Here is a 21738-nt window from a genome sequence, read left to right as displayed (position 1 = left end):
AGGGCAATGCGAGAACGAGTGAAACGTTATATTCTTCCAGAAAAAAGAAAACGGCCCAAAAGTAGGACCGTTCGAATTTCAAAAACTCGGTACACCATTAAGTCAAAACATGCTTAACTGAATGGTGTTATCGCTTATAGCGAGGCTTTTTTGTTTTCAACTTGAGAATTAAAAATACCCATAGTTAAGAGCAAAGCAACTGACTTGTAATCAGTAGTCTGTATAAGTTACCCGCTCGAGTCGGTTAGTCGGCACCATTTATTCCAGTAACTTAAAGCAACTGACTTGTAATCAGTAGTCTGTATAAGTTATCCGTTCGACTCGGTTAGTCGGCACCATTTATTTAAAAGCCTCGCTTATAGCGGGGCTTTTCTGTTTCTATATGTCTAATACCAATCCGCAATAATACTTAATTAATTTGAGTAATTAAATCTGCCGTTAACTGCGTTAAAAATTTCTGATATAAGACAAAAATAACGAAATTTTTGCCTTGTTATCGACACGATTTTCTTACCTCAAAATAGATCACTTAATTAAGCGAATTGGTATAATCTCTTAGACACACTACAAAAAGTTAATTTTTTATTATTAAAAATTGCTGATCATTTGCTCATTTTTACCGTATAACTGGCTATTATGTTAGTTCATCGCTAGCTATGTAATGTTATGTAAAGTAGGTTGAGCAAAAGTTGCCAAAGTGCTTGAATTACGTTCATAAATAGCAGTAATTTAGGTTTAATTATGATTTGGCAATGCAAGCCAACCCTATTGGCAATTAGTGTGATGCTGCTTAGCGGCTGTGCGAGTGATTTTAACTCGTCGCAGCGCATGCAAGCGCCTAATAATATGCCACAGCAATGGCAGCAAGAAGCATCAAGCTCGGTATTAAAAGTACAAGAGCAATGGCTTACACAATTACAAAACCCTACGCTTAACAAATTTGTGCAGCAAGCACTTAAAAACAATCAACAGCTTTTGCAAACTAGCTACGATGTAGAAATTCAAAAGCAGCAACTTATTGTATCGAGCGCGGCACTTTGGCCTAGCCTAGATTTATCAACACGTACAAGTCGCAGTAAAGACAACCGCCCAGTGAGCTACGATAACGCAAGCTCCGTAAGTTTAGATTTAACATACGAAGTTGATTTATGGGGTAAGCTATCTGATTCAAAACGCGAAGCTAATCTTAACTACTTAGCGCAGCAGGCAAGGTTTGAGCAAGCTAAACAACAGCTTGTGGCTGATGTGGCAACAGGTTGGTTTGATGTTGTAACATCGCAACAACTACTCGATTTATTTAAACGCAGAGAAGCGAATGCCCAGCAAAGCCTTGATATTATAGAATCGGGTTACCGCCAAGGTATAAACGAAGCACTCGATGTATATTTAGCCCGTAATGAGCTCAATACTGAACGCGCTCGCATTGCCACTCAAACGGCGAACCTATCGGCTTCAGCACGTGTACTTGAGCGTTTACTGGGTGAATACCCAAAAGGTGCCATTACTGCTAGTAGCGACTTACCAGTTATTAATACCGATATTCCACTAGGCTTACCTTCTGAACTTATAACACGTAAACCTACGCTGCGAGCAAGTTGGTATGAACTTTTAGCCACCGACGCTTCACTTGCGTATGCGCACAAGCAACGCTTTCCAAGTTTAGATTTAACAGCTTCTTTAAGTGATAGCACCGACAGAGTAAGCGACTTGTTTTCTCCATCAAGTCTTGCATGGTCGTTATTAGGTAGTATTTCGGCACCACTTTTTGAAGGCGGACGCTTAAAAGCGAACGAAGAAATAGCGCGCCTTAATACTCAAAAGCAAGAGCAACTTTATTTGCAAACGCTTTACGATGCATTTGGTGATGTAGAGAATGCGATTTCACAGCAGCAGTCTCTTAAATCACAATATAGCAGCACCCTTGAGGCGCAAGAAAACGCACTTGCAGCAGAGCAGTTGTCGTTTGAGCAATATCAAAGTGGCTTGGTAACTTACACTACGGTGCTTGACGCACAAGATAGGTCTTTCGATGCACAAAGCTCCTTAATCGACATTAAAAACCAATTAATAGCTAACAGAATTAACTTACACGTTGCCCTTGGTGGTGATTTTGCAAAGCCCTCAAGTGAACTAAAGAGCAATAATGATGAAAACTAAAACAGCAAAAATTATTATTCCAGCGGTGGTTATTATTGCCACTATTTTAATTGTTATGTTTATTAAAGGTAATCCGCCAGAGGCTAAACGCTTTGGCTCACCTCCTAAAGCATCAATAAGTGTGGCTGCGCTTGAGCTTAAACCACAAAATTACCAAGTGATGATTGATAGCTACGGTACGGTAAAACCACGTACACAAAGTTTATTAGTTGCTCAGGCATCTGGGCAAATAATTGAAGTAAGTGATGACTTTAGAGAAGGCGGCTTTTTTGAAAAGGGCGACGTACTTTTAAAGCTAGACGATAGAGATCATCAAGCTGAAGTTAAATCTGCTCAAGCCAATTTATTAACCGCAGAGCAAGGCTTATTAGAAGAAAAAGCGCGTGGACAACAAGCTATTACTGATTGGAAACGCCTTGGCGGCTCAAATCAGGCAAGCAGCTTAGTACTGCGTGAACCACAACTTGCAGCAGCCGAAGCAGAAGTTTTATCGGCGCAAGCAGTACTTGAAAAAGCCATGCTTGATTTAGAGCGCACTAAAGTAACCGCGCCATATGCGGGTCGTATACTTAGCCGTAGTGTTGATTTGGGGCAAGTTGTTACTAACAATACCCAGCTTGCCACTATTTACGCAATCGATAGCGTAGAGATTCGTTTACCGATTAAAAATAAAGATCTTCCGTTCGTAAATTTACCAGAGCAATATCGTGATGGCGCCAAAAATCAAGCAGGTTCAATTGTTAAATTTACCTCTGACTTAGTGGGTGAGCAAACGTGGCAAGGGCAGCTAGCGCGTACCGAAGGTGCTATAGATGAAGGTGCACAACAGCTTTACGTAGTTGCTAAAATTAACGACCCATATAAAGCAACGGCTAATAACCAGTACCCGATAAAAATAGGGCAATACATAAAGGCGCAAATTACCGGTAAAACAGTTCCTAACGCACTTATAATCCCTAACAGTACTATTTATCAAGGGACGTATGTTTATGTTGTTGAAGAGGGGGTACTTAAGCGTAAAGACATTACACTTGCTTGGCAAAATGCGACACAAGCGATGATAAAAACGGGATTAAATCCAAATGATAAACTGGTTATTACTCCACTAGGGCAAGTGAGTTCTGGTACTCAGGTAAGTATTTTAGGCGAACAAAGCACAGAGCAACCTAAAAGCCGAGGATCTAATGGGCAAGGTAAAGGAAAGCGCCCGACGCCAGAGCAGCTTGAGCAAAAAGCAAAAGAGCAGGGTATTAGTGTTGAAGAGCTAAAAAAACGCCGCGCAGCAAAGCAAGGAGATAAGCCATGATCGCTTGGTTTGCCAAAAACCATGTTGCTGCTAACTTATTGCTAGTAACGCTGTTACTGTCGGGACTTTTTAGCTTATCAAGCAAAATACCGCTTGAGGTATTTCCTTCATTCGAAACTGACATGATAAGCGTAAATGTAAGTTTGCGTGGTTCAACACCAGAGGATGTAGAGCAAGGTGTAACTATACGAATAGAAGAAGCCGTACAAGATTTAGAGGGCATAAAGCAAATATTTAGTCGCTCTTCTGAAGGTTCAGGCTCTGTGACAATAGAAGTGGAAAGCGGTTACGACCCTCGTGAGCTTTTAGCTGATATAAAAAGTCGTGTAGACGCAATTAACACTTTTCCAGCCGATGCTGAAAAGCCGATAGTAGCGCTTGCTGAGCGAATTCGTGAAGTTATCGCGGTTACCGTATCGAGTGACTATGGCGAAAAAGAAACCCGCGAATACGCAGAAACAGTACGCGATCAAATCCTACGTTTACCTAATGTAACGCAGGTAGAGCTAAGTGGCGTTCGTGATTACGAAATAGCCATTGAAGTAAGCCAAGATATTCTTCGTCAGTACGATTTAAGCTTGGCACAAATATCGAGTGCTATTTCTAACTCAAGCTCAGATATTTCTGCTGGTAACTTAAAAACAGAAGGCGGGGACGTACTTATAAGCTCTAAAGGGCAAGCATATCGTAAAGATGAATTTGCCAGCATTGTTGTTAAAAACCAAGCCGATGGCACTATTATTCGCTTAGGTGATATAGCGACTATAAAAGACGATTTTGAAGAAACACCAGTACGTACTCGCTTTAATGGTAAGCAAGCTGCATTTATCGACGTATATCGAATTGGTCCACAAAGTGCGATTACAGTTGCTGACGATGTTAAAAACTACATAAAAGAGCAACAAAGTTCTCTCCCACAAGGGTTTGAATTAAGTTACTGGGATGATGATTCGGAGCTGGTTAAAAGTCGTATTTCGACCCTTACTACCAATGCTTTACAAGGCGGTATTTTAGTACTCGCTTTACTTACTTTGTTTTTACGCCCTGCAATTGCATTTTGGGTATTTATTGGTATTCCGGTTTCGTTTATGGGCGCGTTTATAGCTATGCCTATTTTTGGCGTAACCCTTAATATTATGAGCTTATTTGGCTTTATATTGGTACTGGGGATTGTTGTTGATGACGCCATAGTTACCGGCGAAAACGTTTACACCCACCTAAAAACGGCTAAGTCGGGCGAGCAAGCCGCAATTTTAGGTACTCAGGAAGTAGCAACACCAGTAACATTTGGTGTGTTAACTACCGTTGCTGCCTTTTTACCTTTGGCCTTTATTGAAGGGGCGCGTGGTGCCTTGTTTGCACAAATACCGGTAGTGGTTATTCCGGTATTATTGTTTTCATTGATTGAATCTAAATTTGTACTACCAGCACATTTAAAATATATAAAACTACGCCACGAAAAAGGCGAACCTTCAAAGTTTGATGTTATTCAACAGCGTTTTGCAGATGGATTTGAAAACGCGATTTTAAAATACTATCAACCCACTTTAAATTTAGCACTGCGCCATAAATTGGCTTCGGTAAGCTTGTTTATTGGTGTATTTGTTATAATTTTAACCATGATCACCAGCGGTTGGACTAAGTTTGTATTTTTCCCGCGCATACCAAGCGAAACAGTCCGCGTTAACTTAACACTACCAACAGGTACACCGTTTGAAGTAACGAATAAATACGTAATTGACATGTCGCAAAAGGCGCAGCAATTACAAGAAAAGTACCGCGATCCAGATACTGGCGAAAGCGTTATTTTAAATATATTAGCCACAACAGGCGGGCGTGGTGGTGTATCTAATTCAGGCTCTGTACGCTTTGAAATAACACCGGCTGAAAAGCGTGAATCAGACATAGGATCACGAGAACTTGCCAGCGAATGGCGCGATTTAATTGGAGTCATTCCAGGTGCCGAAAGTTTAACGTTTAGAGCCGAAATTGGCCGAAGTTCAGACCCAATTGATGTTCAGCTTAGCGGCACTTCGTTGACTATTTTACAAGACGTGGCTGATCACATTAAAACCCGTTTATCGACCTATCCAACGGTATTTGATATTGCCGATAGTATGTCCGACGGTAAAGAAGAGTTACAAATAGAGCTTACGCAACAAGGTTTAGCGCTGGGCTTAAATAGAGTCAATGTAGCTGGGCAAGTACGTAACTCGTTTTTTGGCTCGCAAGCACAACGTATTCAGCGAGGCAGAGACGATGTACGTGTAATGGTACGCTTACCTATAGATGAGCGCCGCTCTGTAGCTGACCTACAAAACATACTTATAAATACGCCTGATGGAGGCTCAGTGCCTTTATCGCACGTGGCAACACTTACTGCTGGGCAAAGTCCATCAACTATTAATCGAATAGACCGTTACCGCACATTAAACGTAACAGCCGATATCGAAAAAAATAATACCAACATGACCATACTGCAGGCTGACCTAACGGAGTATTTAGATGGGTTAATGCAGCAATATCCTGGAGTAGATTACAAACTAGAAGGTGAGGCTAAAGAGCAAAGAGAGTCGTTTGGTTCGTTGGCTTGGGCACTTGTGTTTGTATTTTTTATTATTTATGCGCTATTAGCAATACCGCTTAAATCTTACTTACAACCAATCATAGTAATGAGTGTTATTCCATTTGGCATGATAGGTGCTGTGGTAGGACATTGGATTATGGGAATGGACTTAACTATTATGAGTTTACTCGGTATGCTTGCGCTAACCGGGGTGGTGGTAAATGATTCGCTTGTACTCGTTGATTTTATTAATAAAAAGCGCAGTGAAGGTGGTAAAGTTCTCGATGCTATAAAAATTGCAGGTGCATCACGTTTTCGCCCTGTAATGCTAACTAGTTTAACGACCTTTATTGGCTTAATGCCATTGCTGTTTGAAAAAGCGACTCAGGCACAGTTTTTAATACCAATGGCGGTGAGCTTAGGGTTTGGGATTATTTTTGCTACCTTTATTACCTTATTGTTAGTACCAATAAACTACATGCTAATGGAGCGTTTTCAAGGTTGGTTTAAATAACTTCACTCTTAAATACGTGATTATTAAAGCTGTAGGTAAGCAATTACCTGCGGCTTTTTTATAAGCTAAAAAGTAATATTAGACAATTGAAGATAAGTGAATAAAAAATTTAGATAAATATAAGAATAAACAGGAAGGTTAATTTTTTTTGATAAAGCCTTTTAAAGGCGAGGGTTTGCTAAAAAGGTGTTCCCCAAGATACGGTACTCGGTTTCAGTCCTGAAACCAGAAGGTTTCAGGGCGGGAATCTGCGGTTTACCGTAGGCTTCTCGGTACATGCCGAGCCTGCACAATAGTAGACGAACAGAAACCCTGGTATAAAATTTATCGGCTCAGGGACTTAACTAAGCTCCGGTACCCCAGGGAACAATTTAAGTATATAAGACATAATCCAATCCTTAAACCCCAAACGTAAAAAATTAAACCGTTCGCTTAGTTTTTCCGCACCTTTAACTCATCATTTACTTTATCGCATGGTTTTTGAGCTTGATCATACAATTAATTGGAGTTGCTTTTTATCGAGTGGTAGCATTGCCTTAACTTGCAAAGCGAAGATTCGATTATGAACGATTTACCCGATTACGAAAAAGCTCAACTGCTTTTAGAAAAAAACGAAATATTTGTATCACCTGCCGAAGCGCATGGTGTGATTAGTGGTTTACTTGCGTGTGGTTTAACCATTGACGACAAAGAATACTTAGGCCTTTTGAGCGATGTGTTTAACGATGGTGAATCGTTTAGTAACGATTTAAAGCAGTTTTTTGGCACTATTTATAAGCAAGTAGTCGCGAGCTTTAATGATGATGAATTTCAGTTTGATTTATTTTTACCAAGCGACGACGAAACACTCATCGATCAGGCTAATGGCCTCGTATCATGGGTAGCGGGTTTTATGCTTGGTTTTGGTTTAAAGCAAAAAGACTACGGTAAACTATCGAGCGATGTTAAAGAAGTTATTACTGACTTTAGCGAAATCACTCGCCTAGATACTACTTTTGAAGAAACCGAAGAAGACAGCCAAGCGCTGCACGAAGTGATTGAATATGTGCGTGTATCAGCACTACTTTGTTTTGCAGAGCTTGGTAAAGAGCAAAGCACGCAAAGTACTAAAAAAACACTTCATTAACTTTTAAAAAGCAAAACGGGTTGGTTAATAATGGTTGAAGTACAAAAGTCAGAATTTAAAGCACGTCGCGAGCGCTTACTTGCTCAAATGGATGAAAATAGCGTTGCTATTATTCCCGCTGCGAGCGAAGTTACGCGCAGCCGCGATACCGAATATGCATTTAGACAAGATAGCGACTTTTTTTACTTAACTGGCTTTAACGAACCCGACGCCGTACTTGTACTCTGTAATAACAGCGATGCACCCAGTACTTTATTTTGCCTAGATAAAGACAAGCTTGCAGAAATTTGGCATGGCCGCAGAGTTGGCTTTGATAAAGCTAAAAGTGACTACCTGTTTGATGAAGCTTACCCGCTAAGTGAATTAAACGATAAAACACTCGATATGCTAAATGCAAAAAATGCGATTTATTTTGCACAAGGTGCTTACCCCTCATTTGATAGCAAAGTGTTTTCGTTACTAGGTACGCTTCGAAGTGGCTCTCGAAAAGGCCTTAAAGCACCGAGTAATTTAAAAGAAATACGCGACCTTATTCATGAAATGCGTTTGTTTAAATCGCCAAGCGAGATAGATGTTATGCGAGAAGGCTGTGAAATTAGTGCGCGAGGGCACATGCGCGCTATGCGTTATTCGCATGCGGGTGCCACAGAGTTTCAGCTAGAAGCAGAGCTACATCATCATTATGCAATGAATGGTGCGCCTCATCCTGCGTACGGCACAATTGTTGGTAGTGGCGACAACGCCAATATTTTACATTACACACAAAATAGCGATGTTTTAAAAAGTGGTGACCTAGTACTTATAGACTCCGGTTGTGAGTTACAAGGTTACGCTGCTGATATAACGCGTACATTTCCGGTAAATGGTCAATTTAGCGAAGAGCAAGCCGCGCTTTATAATATTGTACTTAAAGCGCAAGAAGTTGCTTTTGATGAGGTAAAACCCGGCGGGTTTATGTCGCATGCTAATAAACTAGCAATGGAAGTAATGACCCAAGGTTTACTCGACTTAGGTATTTTAATTGGCGACTTTGACGAGCTAATGGCAAAAGGTGCGTGTAAAGAATATTACATGCACGGGCTTGGGCATTGGCTTGGTTTAGATGTACATGATGTTGGCGATTACAAAGTAAATAACGCTGAGCGTGCATTTGAGCCGGGTATGGTACTCACCATAGAGCCAGGGCTTTATATAAGCGAAGACTCAAGCGCACCGCAAAAATACAAAGGCATTGGCATTCGTATCGAAGATAACTTGCTAGTTACCGAAACCGGCCATGAAAACTTGACCCTAAGCGTACCTAAAAAAATTAGCGATATAGAAGCACTTATGCAAAGTGCTAAAAACGTATAAAGCTCGGAGAGTAAAGTGGCTAAGCAGTTTGATGTAGTTATTATTGGCGGTGGTTTAGCGGGAGCAAGCTGCGCATTAAGTGTGGCTAAAACTAATCCCGCGTTAAATATTGCCGTTGTAGAAGCTAATCAAGTAACCGGCGACTACCACCCAAGCTTTGACGACAGAAGCATTGCACTTGCTCAGCAATCGGTAGAGTATTTACAAAGCCTCAATTTATTTGAGCAAAATGCCCCTTACACCGCAGCAATCAAAAAAGTGAGCGTGTCTGATAGAGGCCATTTTGGCAAAGCGCACATTAATTGCGACGAATTTGCTAAGCCCTCACTTGGTTACGTAGTAGAAGTTAACCCTTTTGGCCGAGCGCTTCACCTGCGTTTAACGCAGTCAAATATTACGCTTTTGTGCCCCGATAGCGTAATTGCCATTGAGCAAACTTTGCATAGCAATACACTCACCTTACAAAGCGGCGAGCAATTAAACGCCAAGCTATTGGTTATTGCTGATGGCGCACAATCACCAACACGTAGTTTACTTGGGCTTGGTTTTAATACCCAGCCTTATGAACAAGGCGCAATTATTGCTAATGTAGAAGTGGCTGGTGGGCATAATAATCATGCCTTTGAGCGTTTTACACAAAACGGGCCTATGGCGTTATTACCCATGAGCAATAACCGTTATTCGTTAGTGTGGTGTATGCGCCAAGATCAGGTTGAACAATACATGGCACTCAGTGAACAAGGCTTTTTAAGTGCCCTGCAAAGCGCGTTTGGTTATCGCGGTGGTCAATTTACTAAAGTAGGCATGCGCACGAGTTACCCGCTCGTTTACGGGCAAGTTGAGTCTTTAACTGCGCACCGTACAGTGGTTATTGGTAATGCTGCACATGCGATTCATCCTATCGCAGGGCAGGGTTTTAATTTAGGTCTTCGCGACGTACAAGTACTTAGTAATTTAATAGCAAATAGCCAACACGATTTAGGCAGCTATGCGTTTACACGTGAATATTCAAAAAAGCGCAGTGATGATATAAAAACCGTAATGAGTTTAACCGATGCACTTGTTAGGCTTTTTTCGAACTCATCGCGAGTGCTCGCATTGGGGCGTAGTATTGGGTTGTTTTCGATGGATTTATTTCCCGCATTAAAAGCGCCATTAGCTAAACAGTTAATGGGGCAAGTTAAACAAGGTAGGCGTTTATGAAGCAAGCACAGGTTTGTATTGTAGGTGGCGGCTGTGTAGGGCTAACACTAGCACTTGGATTGGCAAAAGCCGATATAAGCGTCGTTGTACTCGACGGCGCACCAACACAAGCGTTACCAACTGACGAATATGGTTTGCGTGTAAGTGCGTTAAGCATTGCAAGCCAAACCTTGCTTGAGCAATTAAACGTATGGCCCGAAATTATCGCACAGCGAGCGTGCGCTTATACACATATGGATGTACGTGATGCCGACAGCTTTGGCAAAATAGCGTTTAATAACGAGCAACTTGAGCTTGAACATTTAGGCCATATTGTTGAAAACGACATTATCCGCTTTGCGCTTATAAAAGAGCTAGAGCAACAAAGCAGTGCAACACTAATGTTTGATACACAGTATCAGCAAATACATCAAAGCGAATCTGATGTATTTATAACACTTAAAAGCGGCGAGCCAATTATTGCAAAACTGCTGGTGGCGGCTGATGGTGCAAATTCAGCTATACGTAAACAATTTAATATGGCGCTTAGTTTTAAAGATTACGATCACCATGCGCTAGTCGCGACAGTTAAAACTAAAGAGCAACATGCAAACACCGCACGCCAAGTCTTTTTACCAACAGGGCCACTCGCGTTTTTACCATTGAGCGATGAGCATACTCATTCAATTGTGTGGTCTACCAGCCCCAATCATTGTGATGAATTATTAGCAATGGACGACACCGCCTTTAATAAAGCCGTAATGGCTGCAATTGATGGTCAATGCGGGCTGTGTGAAGTGCAAAGTGCGCGCACTGCTTTCCCACTTAAAATGCGCTACGCCCAGCAATGGGTTTCAGGCAAAGTGGTACTCATTGGCGACGCTGCACATACAATCCATCCACTTGCAGGGCTTGGTATGAACCTAGGCCTAAAAGATGCGGCTTATTTAATTGAGCTTTTGACAAGCGATAGCAAGGAGTTTGCAAGCACTCGCACACTGCGCGATTACGAGCGCACTCGTAAGCTCGATGCACAAAAGCACATAGCTATGATGCAAGGGCTAAAAGAGTTATTTGAAGGTGCAAACCCAGTTAAAAAACTTATTCGTGGAGTAGGGCTATCATTAGTTGATAATCTTGGGCCAATCAAGCACCTGTTCGCCAAAGAAGCGATAGGAAAGTGATGTAGGTTGAGTGAAACAAAACCCAACGAGAAAAGCGGTTAGTTATTTGCTTTTAATAAAAAACCGATGTTTAATTTAAGCATCGGTTTTTTATTAAAATAAATTAAGTACTTACTTTGTATGTTTTTTCGGTAAATTTTGTTATTTTTACATTAAATATGATAAAAAGTTTTTACTAAATTTTAAGGAAGAAATAAATGTTAAAAATAACACTCTTATTTTTTTTATTAACTGCGTCTGTAGTTCATGCAAAAGATAAACCGTGGGAGTCTTACGCTAAACTTCCAATGGTAGAGCAACCACAAATATCGCCAAATGGAGAAATGATAGCAACACTTTATAATACTGCTGAAGGTCCTACTATCAGTTTAGCTAAATTTCCTAGTATCGAATTCAATATATTAGCAAGTCTCAAAAAAGATAAAGACAGAGTCGACTTTATTCGTTGGTCAGGTAATAAATATATCATTGTTTCTGCTAGTTACCCTGAATATGTCAATGGTCAATACATGAGAGTTTCAAGGTTATATTCGATCAATGTTGAAACCAATGAAAGTAAAATGCTAACTACGCGACGTTTTTCTGAATATAGGTGGTATAGATATCAGAGTTTCAGACTCGTTTCCTCACTTAAAAATGAGCCAGATTTCGCGCTAGTGTCAACGTTTGATGAAAAAGATAAAGCTTATTCTGTTTTTAAAGTTGAATTAGGTGATTCTAGTTTTGATAAAATTCAGAGGAATAAAGAAAATATTGGAAGTTGGTATGCAGACCCTAAGGGAGTTTTACGCCTGGGGATCGCAATTGATAAAAAAGATGATAAGTTTATTGCTTCAATATGGTATCGAGCAAAGAAAGATGAAGCATTAAAAATGATTCATACCCATATTTTGGGTGAAGATAGTACTTTCTCCATCCAAGGCCTTAATGAAGATGGTACAAAAGCTTACGTCCTTTCTGATCGTGTATTACACAGACAAGCTTTATGGTCATATGATATCGAGTCAGGGGAGTTTGAAGAGCTTGTTTATAGCAATGATAAATACGATATAAATAATGCAATCGTTAATAGTGAGGGCGATTTTATAGGGGTTGGCTACTATGATGATTTCTACAAGAGCCATTATTTTTCAGAGGTAGACGGTAAGCAAGAGCTTATGGTTACTAATTTATTTGGTGATAAGCAAGCTAGTATTGTTAGCCGCAGTAAAGATAGAACACGAATTCTTGTTAATGTAATAAGTGATTCAGTCAGCCCTACTTATTATTATTTTGATTTAAACACAAAGAAGGGCGGCGCTTGGTTATCTAAATTTCCTTATTTAGCACGTAATAAATTTGTACCAGTGCAAAACTATAGCTTTAAAGCGAGCGATGGAGCTGAAATCTCAGGCTATTTTACAAAACCAGAAGGGATTAAAACTCCGCCGCTAATTGTAATGCCTCACGGAGGACCTCATAGTCGAGACTACAAATACTTTAATCGAGAGCTTCAATATTTAGTTAGTTTAGGTTATGCGGTATTGCAAGTGAACTTCAGGGGCTCAGAAGGTTTTGGTAGTGCTTTTGAAACTGATGGTTATTATCAGTGGGGTAAACGTATGCAACAAGATGTATATGATGCAATGGATTGGGCTACTAGAACCGGATTAACATCAAAAAATAATGCATGTATTTATGGCGCAAGTTATGGTGGTTATGTTGCATTAACAGCTGCATGGCAAGAGCCCGATCGCTTTAAATGTATTATTAGTATTTCTGGAATATCGGATCTAAAAGGGTTAGTTGAAGATGAAGAGCGACAAGATGCCTACCTAGGTAATATTGTTGATATGACTGATAGTAAAGCCGTTGATGCATTATCTGAGGTTTCGGCAATCAATATGATTAACCGAATTAAAGCCCCACTTTTACTTATCCATGGGACAAAAGATACGAGAGTTGACTATCGACAATCAAAATATTTTTATGATAAAGCAAAGCGAAATTTAGATATAAAGTATGTTGAAATTGATGACGGAACACACTTTTTTGATGACCCAGAAAGCTTAAAAGTACAATACAAAGAGGTTACTGAGTTTCTTAAAAAACACTTGTAAATAAATGAGTGAGCGTTTTTTAACTCGAAACCTATTTTAAATTTTCTAGTTATTATAAAAAACCGATGCTTAGTTTAAACATCGGTTTTTTGTTTTAAAATAGTTTTGAACATATTTAAAGCCGCGCTTTTCACGCGAGCAAGTTCGGCGTCTACATGCAAAGTTTAACACTGAGCTTAATTTTACCTGTAGGCGTTTAGCTTGCTGACGCGACGAGCGTAGCTCGTAATTACTATCGTTAGTTAAAAAGCGCTTTGCGTTAAATCAGTTACAAATTCTCTTGTGCTTCATTCACCATATCTTTGAGCGCATCAACTAACATTGGATCTCGCGAGTTTTGCTTAGCAAGCTCGAGTGCGTGTTTCATGCTGGTAACGGCTTCTTTAAACTGTTTGTCTGCAGTGTACCCTTGCGATAAACGCATGTGAGAATAAGTTGCATTTGGGTAATCGGTAGTAAAGTGTTTAAGCGTTGTAATAGCTTTAGCTGTATTACCAAACTTTTGCTGGCTATGAGCAAACTCTACGTAAACATTTTGTGGAATTTTAAGCTCAAACCCGTACTTATCACTAAGTGCTTGGTAATAACCTGTAATGAGCGATACATCAGCAAACTTTCCGTGCTCGTCAGTAACCTTAAATATTAGGTCGCTAAATAAGCGAATTAGGCTATCGCTAAGCGCTGGTAGTATGGTGTCCATATGAGTAAAAGCGGGGTAATGCTTATATTCCCATTTAAGCTGCGAGGGCGTTTGTTGTTCTAAATTTACCAAAGTATTTAATACGCCTGTATAAAAGCGTGCTCCTTCGCTTACTACACTAATAAATAACGCCTGATCACCTTTAGGGTTTTTAGTGTATTTTATAATATTATTTTTCAATTCCTCATCACTCCACCAACTGTTTGGGCTTATAGCTATATAGTTATTAAATAACTCAGGCTGATTAACTAAAGTATAAAGCGCCAAAGTACCTGCATTAGAGTGGCCAATTAAGGTGTTGTAGCCGTTAGTTGAGTAATTACTGTTTATATAAGGCATGAGTTCATCAGACACAAAGTTTAAAAACTTGTCGGTTTGCCCAGCTTCAGGCCATTTGTTTTTAACAAAAGTTTGAAACTCTGTTTTAGGCTCGCCTTCTACTTTGGGTAAATAATCGCGAACACGGTTAGTTGTATCAATACCAACGAGCATTGCGTTAGGTATCTGCTCGTAATCAACAAGGGATTTAATAACACCAGACGCCGTATGAAAGTGCTCAACACCATCAAGTAAATAAATAACATAAAGCGGCTGATCGTCTTTTACAGTGTCAGGTATGAAAATTTTAATGGGTCTGTCTTCGTTAAGTATTTTTGACTGCAGAATGACTTTTTTACCAACGGTTATGTCAGTTGTATTGGTTTTTGCGTGGCTTAAAAATGGTGTACTAAAAGTAAGTATTAATACAAGCGATAGTAAGAGCTTCATAAATATCCTTATTTAATAATGTATTGCTTAATAATTGCACGGCTTTAAGCTTGAGTAAATGTTTATATTTTCGGGGTAAACATAAAACTTAAGCAATTAAAAGCTATCGCTTTTCACGCGAGTAAGCTCGGCTTCTACAAGAGATATTACACTCTGTGCTTAACTTTTGCGGTAGGCGAGCAGCTTGCTGACGCGACGAGCGAAGCTCGTAATAATTACCTTTTAACTCTTATCCATAAAAGCTTAAAAAACCTGCTTGCTTAATTATCCGTCTAAGCGTAAAATGCGCGCTCATTTCGGCTTTTAAACTATTAATTCCTTGCCTTAAACCGACCGGCCGAAACGGTAGAAGGCTCTATTAACCGTAAGGAATATCCATGCGTCATTACGAAATCGTATTCATGGTTCACCCAGATCAGAGTGAGCAAGTTGCTGGTATGATCGAACGTTATACTGGTTCTATCACTGAAGCTGGTGGTGTTATCCACCGTCTTGAAGATTGGGGCCGTCGTCAATTGGCTTACCCAATTAACAAGCTTCATAAAGCTCACTATGTTCTTATGAACGTTGAAGCACCAACTGAAGTAATCAGCGAGCTAGAAACTACTTTCCGCTACAACGATGCAGTGCTTCGTAACTTAGTTATCCGCACTAAAACTGCTGAAACTGAAGCGTCTCCTCTTGCAAGAGAAGAGAAGAAAGAAGCACCAGCTGCTTAATTGTTTTGAGTCCTAGCATGGCATGTAATCAGCAGTTACTATAATGGTTAGCCCATATATGAATCAGCTGGTTATATCTGGGGTAGTTTGTAAAACTCCCAAGTTTAGTCAAAGCCCTGCTGGCATCCCGCATTGTATTTTTGTTGTAGAACATAAATCGATGCAAACCGAAGCAGACCTTAACCGTAATAGTTACGTGAGGCTTCAGGTAGTTGCCAGTGGAAAGCAAATGCAACAACAGACTCAACATTTGCACGTTGGGCAGGCATTGCAAGTGAGTGGTTTTTTAAATCGCCACGAAGGTCGTAACGGCCTTAGCCAATTGGTTTTGCATGCTCAGCATATAGAAAGAATTATTTGAGGAATTAATCTCATGGCACGTTATTTCAGACGTCGTAAGTTCTGCCGCTTTAAAGCGGAAGGCGTAAAACAAATCGATTACAAAGATCTAGCTACTCTTAGAAACTATGTTACAGAAAGTGGCAAAATCGTACCTAGCCGTATCACAGGTACTAGCGCTAAATTTCAGCGCCAGCTAGCAACTGCTATTAAGCGTGCTCGCTACTTAGCCCTTCTTCCATACACTGACTTACATAAGTAAGCAGCGGATTAACAGTTTTTAAAAGGTGTAGAAACATGCAAGTTATTCTACTAGATAAGATCGCTAACCTAGGTAGCCTAGGTGAACAGGTTGTAGTTAAATCTGGTTTCGCACGTAACTTCCTTTTCCCTCAAGGTAAGGCAGTTCCTGCGACTAAAGCTAACATTGAAACGTTTGACGCTCGTCGTGCAGAACTTGAAGCGAAAATCGCTGAACAGTTAGTTGCTGCACAAGCACGCGCTGAAAAACTAGAAGCATTAGCAGAAGTTACATTAGTATCTAAAGCTGGTGACGAAGGTAAGTTATTCGGTTCAATCGGTACTCGTGACATCGCTGACGCTATCTCAGCTGTTGGTGTTGAAGTTGCTAAGTCAGAAGTTCGTTTGCCTCTAGGTACTATCCGTGAGACAGGTGAATTTGACGTATCAATTTCAGTTCACTCAGACGTAACGGCTACTATTAAAGTAATCGTAATCGCTGAAGCTTAATTTTTAATTAAGCGACAAAAGCCGTGCTATTAGCACGGCTTTTTTGTGTCTGTAATTTGGCTGACTTTAATTAGTTAAGGGCACAGTTAAATAATACCAATCCGCAATAATACTTAATCATTTTGCGGGGCTAAACGTGTCGCTACCTGTGTTAAAAAATTCTCATTTACGACTGCGTGGATGCAGAAGGTAGAGCAATGCAGGAGCAATTGCCGAGAACAACTAAATAGCGAATTTTTTGTCTAGCTATCAACACGTTTTTCCATCCTCAAAATAGATCACTTAATTAAGCGAATTGGTATAAAGCCTCGTACAAGCCCCTTTTTTATTCAATTATTTTTTTATTCCCTTTAAACCTTTTCGAACTGTTATTACGTCTAACTTATCAATACACTAACTCAATAATAATAATTAAAAGGCGGCATCACGGATGTTACACGTTAAACCCGAACAAACGCCTTTATGCGAAGCTAAACTCATTGAGCGAGTTAAATCAGGTGATCAAGGCGCATACACAACGCTTTATGAGTTACATATAAAACGAGTCTACGGTTTATGTTTACGCTTATTAGCGGACCAAGCGCATGCTGAAGATGCAGCCCAAGAAGTGTTTGTACAGGTATGGCGTAAAATAGCGCAATTTGACGGTCGCTCGCAGTTTTCTACTTGGCTCTACAGCGTTGCCAGTAATGTTGCGATTAACTACTTACGCAAGCAAAAAAATTGGCTGCAAAAAGTAGTGAGCATTGAACACTGCGGTATGGATGAGCAATCAGCTAATGACTGCAAAGGCTTAAATGGTCTCGATAAATTAATAGTAAGGCTTCCTGAGCGCGCACGTATGGTGTTTGTGTTGTTTGCAATCGAAGGTTACAGGCACGAGGAAATAGCCGATCAGTTAGGTATGGCTGTTGGTTCAAGTAAGTCGCAATATCATCGTGCTAGGCAGCTACTACAAGAGTGGTATGAAAATGAATAAACCAAATTTTGACGACTATTTAAATGAGTCATTAAACACACTTGATAAAGACATTACGCCACAAAAAGACCTGTGGGCGGGAATTGAGCGAGCAATGGTTAGTAATAAGCAGGACCTAAAAGGCACTGCTATTTGGCCAAAACTAACAGCAATAGCTGCCTGCACATTAGCGGCTTTAATTGCTGTAAATTTATTTGTTATAGCGCCAGAACCACAACCCGTAGTGGCTATAAGTGATTACTTTTCGGCGCAAAAAAACAGTTTGTTGGTTGAATATGAAAATAAAGAAGCATTGACCACTAACTGGCAAACGCAGCTACAAGAGCTTGAAAACGCAGAGCAAGCAATAAAGCAAGTTCTTGAAAATGAGCCACAAAACCAAGCGCTACTAACAATGTTAGCGCAAATATATCAACAACAACTTGATTTAATTAACAAGGTGCATGCGCCACGTTGGCAGCACATTTAGGAGTACTACATGAAAGCGATTTTATTAGGACTGAGCTTATTTCCGTTGGCGGTATTAGCGGGTGAAAAAATAGATAAGCAAATAGACGTACCAAGTGGCGGCACTATTTTTATTGAAAACCAACGCGGTGATATACATATTACAGGCTGGGATAAAAACGAATTTAAAGTATCTGGCGAGCTTGATGACAAAGCCGAGGGTTATGAGCTTAAAACAAATGGCGATAAAACTCAGTTTATTGTAAAAATGCCACGTAAATCAAATTGGAGTAATAATGGCGATGGCTCAAGCCTAACCATATTTATGCCTAAAAGCAGTAGTTTAGAGTTTGCTGGTGTTAATGTATCGGTGACTGCGAAAGAGCTAAAAAACGGCGCTGAAGTTGACGTGGTTAATGGCGAAATTACGGTAGATGATATTACTGGCAACATTAAGCTCACCACCGTAAATGGTGATGTAAATGCAGAAAACCTAAGTGGTAATATTCAATTTGAAACCGTTAATGGCGAAATTAACGATAGAGAATCGAGTGGTGAACTACGTTTTAGCGCTGTTAATGGCGATATTAAATCAACCTCAAGCGCCAATGATGTGCGCCTTGAAAATGTAAATGGCGATATAAATTTTACGCTATCGTCAATTAAAAACTTACGTATTAACACGGTGAATGGCGAAGCCGAAGTACATATTAAAGAGCTTTTAAAAGGCGGTGATGTACGTTTTGAATCGGTAAGTGGCGATGGTGATTTTTACTTTCCTGACAGCGTATCTGCAAATTTTGAAATTAAAGCGCACGCTAATGGAAAAATCATTAATAAAGTTACTAGCGATAAAGTCAGTAAAGCTAAATACGGCCCAGCCAGTGATTTAGAATTTAGCATTAATGGCGGTAATGCTAATGTTGAAATGGATACAATTAGTGGGCGCATAGAGCTTCGTATTAAATAACGCTCATTCACCTTCACGATTACAAAAAGCAGGAAAAGATTTCCTGCTTTTCTATTTGCACAGCCCCTTCAAGTCGATAGAATAGAGCCATTCAATTTTACTACTGTGAAGTTATGGCCAAACCAGATAAGCAAGTCGATACACTTAAAGTTCCTCCCCATTCAATAGAAGCTGAACAATCTGTTTTAGGTGGCTTAATGCTTGATAACCAAGCTTTTGACCGCGTAGCGGAGCTTGTTGTATCACAGGATTTTTATACCCGCACGCACAAGTTAATTTTTGAGGCGATGACGGCACTTGCTGAGATTGGCGATCCGATAGATTTAATCACTATTTCTGAAAGTTTAGAAAAAAATAATAAACTGGCAGGAATTGGTGGCTTTGCTTATTTAGCAGAAATAGCTAAAAACACGCCAAGTGCTGCTAACATTGACGCTTACGCAAGTATTGTACGCGAACGTGCTGTTGTACGTGAAATGATTGGCGTAGCGAACGAAATTGCAGAAGCCGGCTTTAACACCGAAGGGCGTACTAGTCACGACTTACTCGATTTTGCCGAAAGCAAAGTGTTTAAAATAGCTGAGCAACGAACAAAAAATAATGAAGGCCCGCAAAGCATTCATAGCATCCTTGAAAAAACCGTTGATAAAATAGAAGAGCTTTATCAATCACCACAAGATGGTGTTACGGGTGTAAGTACAGGTTATGCCGATCTTGATAAAATGACGACGGGCTTACAGCCTTCTGACTTAATTATTGTTGCAGCGCGTCCATCTATGGGTAAAACCACTTTTGCGATGAACCTTGCAGAACATGCTGCAATGACTCAAGACAAACCAGTATTAATTTACTCTCTAGAGATGCCTTCAGAACAAATTATGATGAGGATGTTAGCGTCTCTTGGCCGTATTAACCAAACTAAGGTACGTACTGGTCAATTAGATGATGACGATTGGGCACGACTTTCATCAACAATGGGCTTATTGATGGAAAAAGGTAAAATGTACGTTGATGATGCATCGGGCTTAACACCTACCGATGTGCGTTCACGTGCAAGGCGTATAGCCCGTGACCACGGTGGCATTAGTATGATCATGGTCGATTACTTGCAGTTAATGCGTGTACCAAGCCTTGCTGATAACCGAACGCTAGAAATTGCTGAAATTTCACGTTCACTTAAAGCACTAGCAAAAGAGCTAAAATGTCCGGTTGTTGCGCTTTCGCAGCTTAACCGTACGCTAGAGCAACGTGCCGATAAACGTCCTATTAACTCAGATTTACGTGAGTCGGGGTCGATAGAGCAAGATGCCGATTTAATCATGTTTATTTACCGTGATGAAGTTTATAACGAAGACAGTACTGACAAAGGTATTGCCGAAATTATCATAGGTAAACAACGTAACGGCCCAATTGGTAAAGTGCGTTTAACATTCCAAGGTCAATTTTCTCGCTTTGATAATTACGCGGGACCAGCGGTAGATGACGATTACTAATGCGCCTAGCCACTGCTGAAATTAATTTAGCTGCACTTGCGCATAATTTAGCGCAAGTTAAGTGCTTTGCACCTAACAGCAAAGTAATGGCGGTGCTAAAAGCAAATGCTTACGGGCATGGTTTAGTAACGATTGCGCAGCATTTAAATAATGCTGACGCATTTGCTGTGGCGCGAATAGATGAAGGGCTTGCCCTTCGAGCTGGGGGCTTAACAAAGCCAATAGTTTTACTAGAAGGCTTTTTTAACAAAGCCGACTTACCTATTTTACTCGCTAATAACTTTCAAACTATTATTCATGACGAATACCAATTAGCCGCGCTTGAAAAAGCAAAGCTCGATGCGCCAATAACATGCTGGTTAAAAGTAAATACAGGTATGCATCGACTAGGTATTGCGCCAGAGCAGTTTGAAGAGTTTTATAACCGCTTACAAAAAACACCTAACGCCAAAAATACCGTTAATTTAATGACCCATTTTTCGTGTGCTGATGATGTTGATAATGCCAAAACGGTTCAACAAATCACGTTATTTGATAACTTAGTGAATGGCATTGACCAAGCACATTGTTTATCAAATTCTGCTGGTATTATTGCATGGCCGAGCGGTCATGGTGATTGGGTGCGCCCTGGGCTTATGCTATATGGCGTATCGCCAATGGCAAATAGTATTGGGCAACAACATAAATTAAAACCAGTTATGCGCTTAACTACGCGCGTAATTGCAGTGCGTAATGTACCAGCTAATGAGGCGGTAGGGTATGGCGGACGTTGGAAAAGCGATAAACCAACCAAGTTAGCTGTTGTGGCTATGGGTTATGGCGATGGTTATCCTCGGCACGCTAAAGAGGGCACACCAGTAATAATTGGTAAGCAGCGTTATGGTATTGTTGGCAGTGTTGCTATGGATATGATTAGCGTAGATATAGGCGCTAATGAGCACAATATTAAAGTGGGCGACAGAGTCACTATGTGGGGCCCTGAGCTACCAGTTGAAGAAATAGCATTATGCGCTGATACTATCCCTTACGAGCTATTATGTAATATTACACCGCGCGTAAGTTATGAGTATCAGCGTTAATACAGCT

Annotated in this window: 18 protein-coding genes and 1 other RNA gene; 17 read left to right on the top strand and 2 right to left on the bottom strand. The window is 40.3% G+C overall.

The genetic code is table 11. From position 1 onward, the window contains the following. Positions 1-741: 741 nt before the first annotated feature. The 3 genes from I6F66_RS15065 to I6F66_RS15055 are packed head-to-tail and all read left to right on the top strand — an operon-like array spanning position 742 to position 6543. Positions 742-2157 carry an efflux transporter outer membrane subunit gene (locus I6F66_RS15065; protein ID WP_197176295.1) on the top strand — a complete coding sequence of 472 codons (1416 nt, stop codon included), beginning with the start codon at positions 742-744 and terminating at the stop codon, positions 2155-2157. Then, positions 2147-3463, top strand: coding sequence for an efflux RND transporter periplasmic adaptor subunit (locus I6F66_RS15060; protein WP_197119257.1), 1317 nt, complete (start codon positions 2147-2149; stop codon positions 3461-3463). Before I6F66_RS15065 ends, I6F66_RS15060 begins: the two co-directional genes overlap by 11 nt. Continuing rightward, positions 3460-6543 carry an efflux RND transporter permease subunit gene (locus tag I6F66_RS15055; protein ID WP_024589701.1) on the top strand — a complete coding sequence of 1028 codons (3084 nt, stop codon included), beginning with the start codon at positions 3460-3462 and terminating at the stop codon, positions 6541-6543. The genes I6F66_RS15060 and I6F66_RS15055 overlap by 4 nt, the downstream gene beginning before the upstream one ends. Before the next feature lie 186 nt (positions 6544-6729). On the opposite strand, the gene ssrS is transcribed toward I6F66_RS15055, so the two are convergent. Continuing rightward, positions 6730-6912: non-coding RNA, 6S RNA (ssrS, locus tag I6F66_RS15050), on the bottom strand. Positions 6913-7105: 193 nt separating this feature from the next. Between ssrS and I6F66_RS15045 the strand changes: the two genes are divergently transcribed. From I6F66_RS15045 to I6F66_RS15025, 5 genes are all read left to right on the top strand, one after another. Next, positions 7106-7669 (top strand): UPF0149 family protein, encoded by a 564-nt coding sequence (locus tag I6F66_RS15045; protein ID WP_007587323.1) that lies wholly within the window; start codon positions 7106-7108, stop codon positions 7667-7669. A 30-nt stretch (positions 7670-7699) separates the two neighbouring features. Continuing rightward, positions 7700-9022: a Xaa-Pro aminopeptidase gene (gene pepP, locus I6F66_RS15040; RefSeq protein WP_197209441.1), complete on the top strand. Its 1323-nt coding sequence runs from the start codon at positions 7700-7702 to the stop codon at positions 9020-9022. Positions 9023-9037: 15 nt separating this feature from the next. Then, positions 9038-10225: a 2-octaprenyl-6-methoxyphenyl hydroxylase gene (ubiH, locus tag I6F66_RS15035; RefSeq protein WP_197209440.1), complete on the top strand. Its 1188-nt coding sequence runs from the start codon at positions 9038-9040 to the stop codon at positions 10223-10225. After that, entirely contained in the window at positions 10222-11388 is a 1167-nt protein-coding gene (locus I6F66_RS15030; protein ID WP_101216069.1) for an FAD-dependent monooxygenase, read from the top strand. The genes ubiH and I6F66_RS15030 overlap by 4 nt, the downstream gene beginning before the upstream one ends. 197 nt (positions 11389-11585) lie before the next feature. Further along, positions 11586-13487 (top strand): S9 family peptidase, encoded by a 1902-nt coding sequence (locus tag I6F66_RS15025; RefSeq protein WP_165722081.1) that lies wholly within the window; start codon positions 11586-11588, stop codon positions 13485-13487. A 268-nt stretch (positions 13488-13755) separates the two neighbouring features. Here I6F66_RS15025 and I6F66_RS15020 read toward each other — a convergent pair whose 3' ends face one another. Further along, positions 13756-14955, bottom strand: a complete 1200-nt coding sequence (locus I6F66_RS15020) for an alpha/beta hydrolase-fold protein (RefSeq protein ID WP_197209439.1) — start codon at positions 14953-14955, stop codon at positions 13756-13758. A gap of 377 nt (positions 14956-15332) precedes the next feature. Between I6F66_RS15020 and rpsF the strand changes: the two genes are divergently transcribed. From rpsF to alr, 9 genes are all read left to right on the top strand, one after another. Continuing rightward, a complete protein-coding gene (rpsF, locus tag I6F66_RS15015; protein WP_007378473.1) occupies positions 15333-15674 on the top strand; it encodes a 30S ribosomal protein S6 in 342 nt (113 codons plus the stop codon). A gap of 43 nt (positions 15675-15717) precedes the next feature. After that, positions 15718-16035 (top strand): primosomal replication protein N, encoded by a 318-nt coding sequence (priB, locus tag I6F66_RS15010; protein WP_004588456.1) that lies wholly within the window; start codon positions 15718-15720, stop codon positions 16033-16035. Between the two features lie 12 nt (positions 16036-16047). Continuing rightward, the gene (gene rpsR, locus I6F66_RS15005) at positions 16048-16275 is read left to right on the top strand and encodes a 30S ribosomal protein S18 (protein WP_007378475.1); all 228 of its coding nucleotides are present in this window, start codon (positions 16048-16050) and stop codon (positions 16273-16275) included. A 35-nt stretch (positions 16276-16310) separates the two neighbouring features. Beyond that, positions 16311-16763, top strand: coding sequence for a 50S ribosomal protein L9 (gene rplI / locus I6F66_RS15000; RefSeq protein ID WP_002962755.1), 453 nt, complete (start codon positions 16311-16313; stop codon positions 16761-16763). Positions 16764-17193: 430 nt separating this feature from the next. Next, on the top strand, positions 17194-17742 hold the full coding sequence (locus I6F66_RS14995; protein ID WP_165727257.1) for an RNA polymerase sigma factor: 549 nt from the start codon (positions 17194-17196) through the stop codon (positions 17740-17742). Continuing rightward, positions 17729-18211 (top strand): hypothetical protein, encoded by a 483-nt coding sequence (locus tag I6F66_RS14990; protein WP_010554893.1) that lies wholly within the window; start codon positions 17729-17731, stop codon positions 18209-18211. The genes I6F66_RS14995 and I6F66_RS14990 overlap by 14 nt, the downstream gene beginning before the upstream one ends. A gap of 9 nt (positions 18212-18220) precedes the next feature. Further along, on the top strand, positions 18221-19159 hold the full coding sequence (locus I6F66_RS14985; protein WP_197209438.1) for a DUF4097 family beta strand repeat-containing protein: 939 nt from the start codon (positions 18221-18223) through the stop codon (positions 19157-19159). A gap of 113 nt (positions 19160-19272) precedes the next feature. Then, positions 19273-20652 carry a replicative DNA helicase gene (gene dnaB, locus I6F66_RS14980; protein ID WP_007587308.1) on the top strand — a complete coding sequence of 460 codons (1380 nt, stop codon included), beginning with the start codon at positions 19273-19275 and terminating at the stop codon, positions 20650-20652. Then, positions 20652-21731, top strand: a complete 1080-nt coding sequence (alr, locus tag I6F66_RS14975) for an alanine racemase (protein WP_007587306.1) — start codon at positions 20652-20654, stop codon at positions 21729-21731. Before dnaB ends, alr begins: the two co-directional genes overlap by 1 nt. The last annotated feature ends 7 nt before the right edge of the window (positions 21732-21738 follow it).

Origin of the sequence: Pseudoalteromonas sp. NZS100_1, assembly GCF_015864285.1 — a bacterium.
Classification (GTDB): Bacteria; Pseudomonadota; Gammaproteobacteria; order Enterobacterales; family Alteromonadaceae; genus Pseudoalteromonas; species Pseudoalteromonas arctica.
The sequence above is the reverse complement of the archived record's forward strand: the minus strand, read 5'-3'. Positions and strand labels throughout refer to the sequence as shown.

Excerpts from the sequence above, each read along its gene's own strand:
- I6F66_RS15065 (WP_197176295.1), top strand. The coding sequence starts at position 742 with ATGATTTGGCAATGCAAGCCAACCCTATTGGCAATTAGTGTGATGCTG.
- I6F66_RS15060 (WP_197119257.1), top strand. The coding sequence starts at position 2,147 with ATGAAAACTAAAACAGCAAAAATTATTATTCCAGCGGTGGTTATTATT.
- I6F66_RS15055 (WP_024589701.1), top strand. The coding sequence starts at position 3,460 with ATGATCGCTTGGTTTGCCAAAAACCATGTTGCTGCTAACTTATTGCTA.
- I6F66_RS15045 (WP_007587323.1), top strand. The coding sequence starts at position 7,106 with ATGAACGATTTACCCGATTACGAAAAAGCTCAACTGCTTTTAGAAAAA.
- pepP (WP_197209441.1), top strand. The coding sequence starts at position 7,700 with ATGGTTGAAGTACAAAAGTCAGAATTTAAAGCACGTCGCGAGCGCTTA.
- I6F66_RS15030 (WP_101216069.1), top strand. The coding sequence starts at position 10,222 with ATGAAGCAAGCACAGGTTTGTATTGTAGGTGGCGGCTGTGTAGGGCTA.
- I6F66_RS15025 (WP_165722081.1), top strand. The coding sequence starts at position 11,586 with ATGTTAAAAATAACACTCTTATTTTTTTTATTAACTGCGTCTGTAGTT.
- I6F66_RS15020 (WP_197209439.1), bottom strand. The coding sequence starts at position 14,955 with ATGAAGCTCTTACTATCGCTTGTATTAATACTTACTTTTAGTACACCA.
- rpsF (WP_007378473.1), top strand. The coding sequence starts at position 15,333 with ATGCGTCATTACGAAATCGTATTCATGGTTCACCCAGATCAGAGTGAG.
- priB (WP_004588456.1), top strand. The coding sequence starts at position 15,718 with ATGGTTAGCCCATATATGAATCAGCTGGTTATATCTGGGGTAGTTTGT.
- rpsR (WP_007378475.1), top strand. The coding sequence starts at position 16,048 with ATGGCACGTTATTTCAGACGTCGTAAGTTCTGCCGCTTTAAAGCGGAA.
- rplI (WP_002962755.1), top strand. The coding sequence starts at position 16,311 with ATGCAAGTTATTCTACTAGATAAGATCGCTAACCTAGGTAGCCTAGGT.
- I6F66_RS14995 (WP_165727257.1), top strand. The coding sequence starts at position 17,194 with ATGTTACACGTTAAACCCGAACAAACGCCTTTATGCGAAGCTAAACTC.
- I6F66_RS14990 (WP_010554893.1), top strand. The coding sequence starts at position 17,729 with ATGAAAATGAATAAACCAAATTTTGACGACTATTTAAATGAGTCATTA.
- I6F66_RS14985 (WP_197209438.1), top strand. The coding sequence starts at position 18,221 with ATGAAAGCGATTTTATTAGGACTGAGCTTATTTCCGTTGGCGGTATTA.
- dnaB (WP_007587308.1), top strand. The coding sequence starts at position 19,273 with ATGGCCAAACCAGATAAGCAAGTCGATACACTTAAAGTTCCTCCCCAT.
- alr (WP_007587306.1), top strand. The coding sequence starts at position 20,652 with ATGCGCCTAGCCACTGCTGAAATTAATTTAGCTGCACTTGCGCATAAT.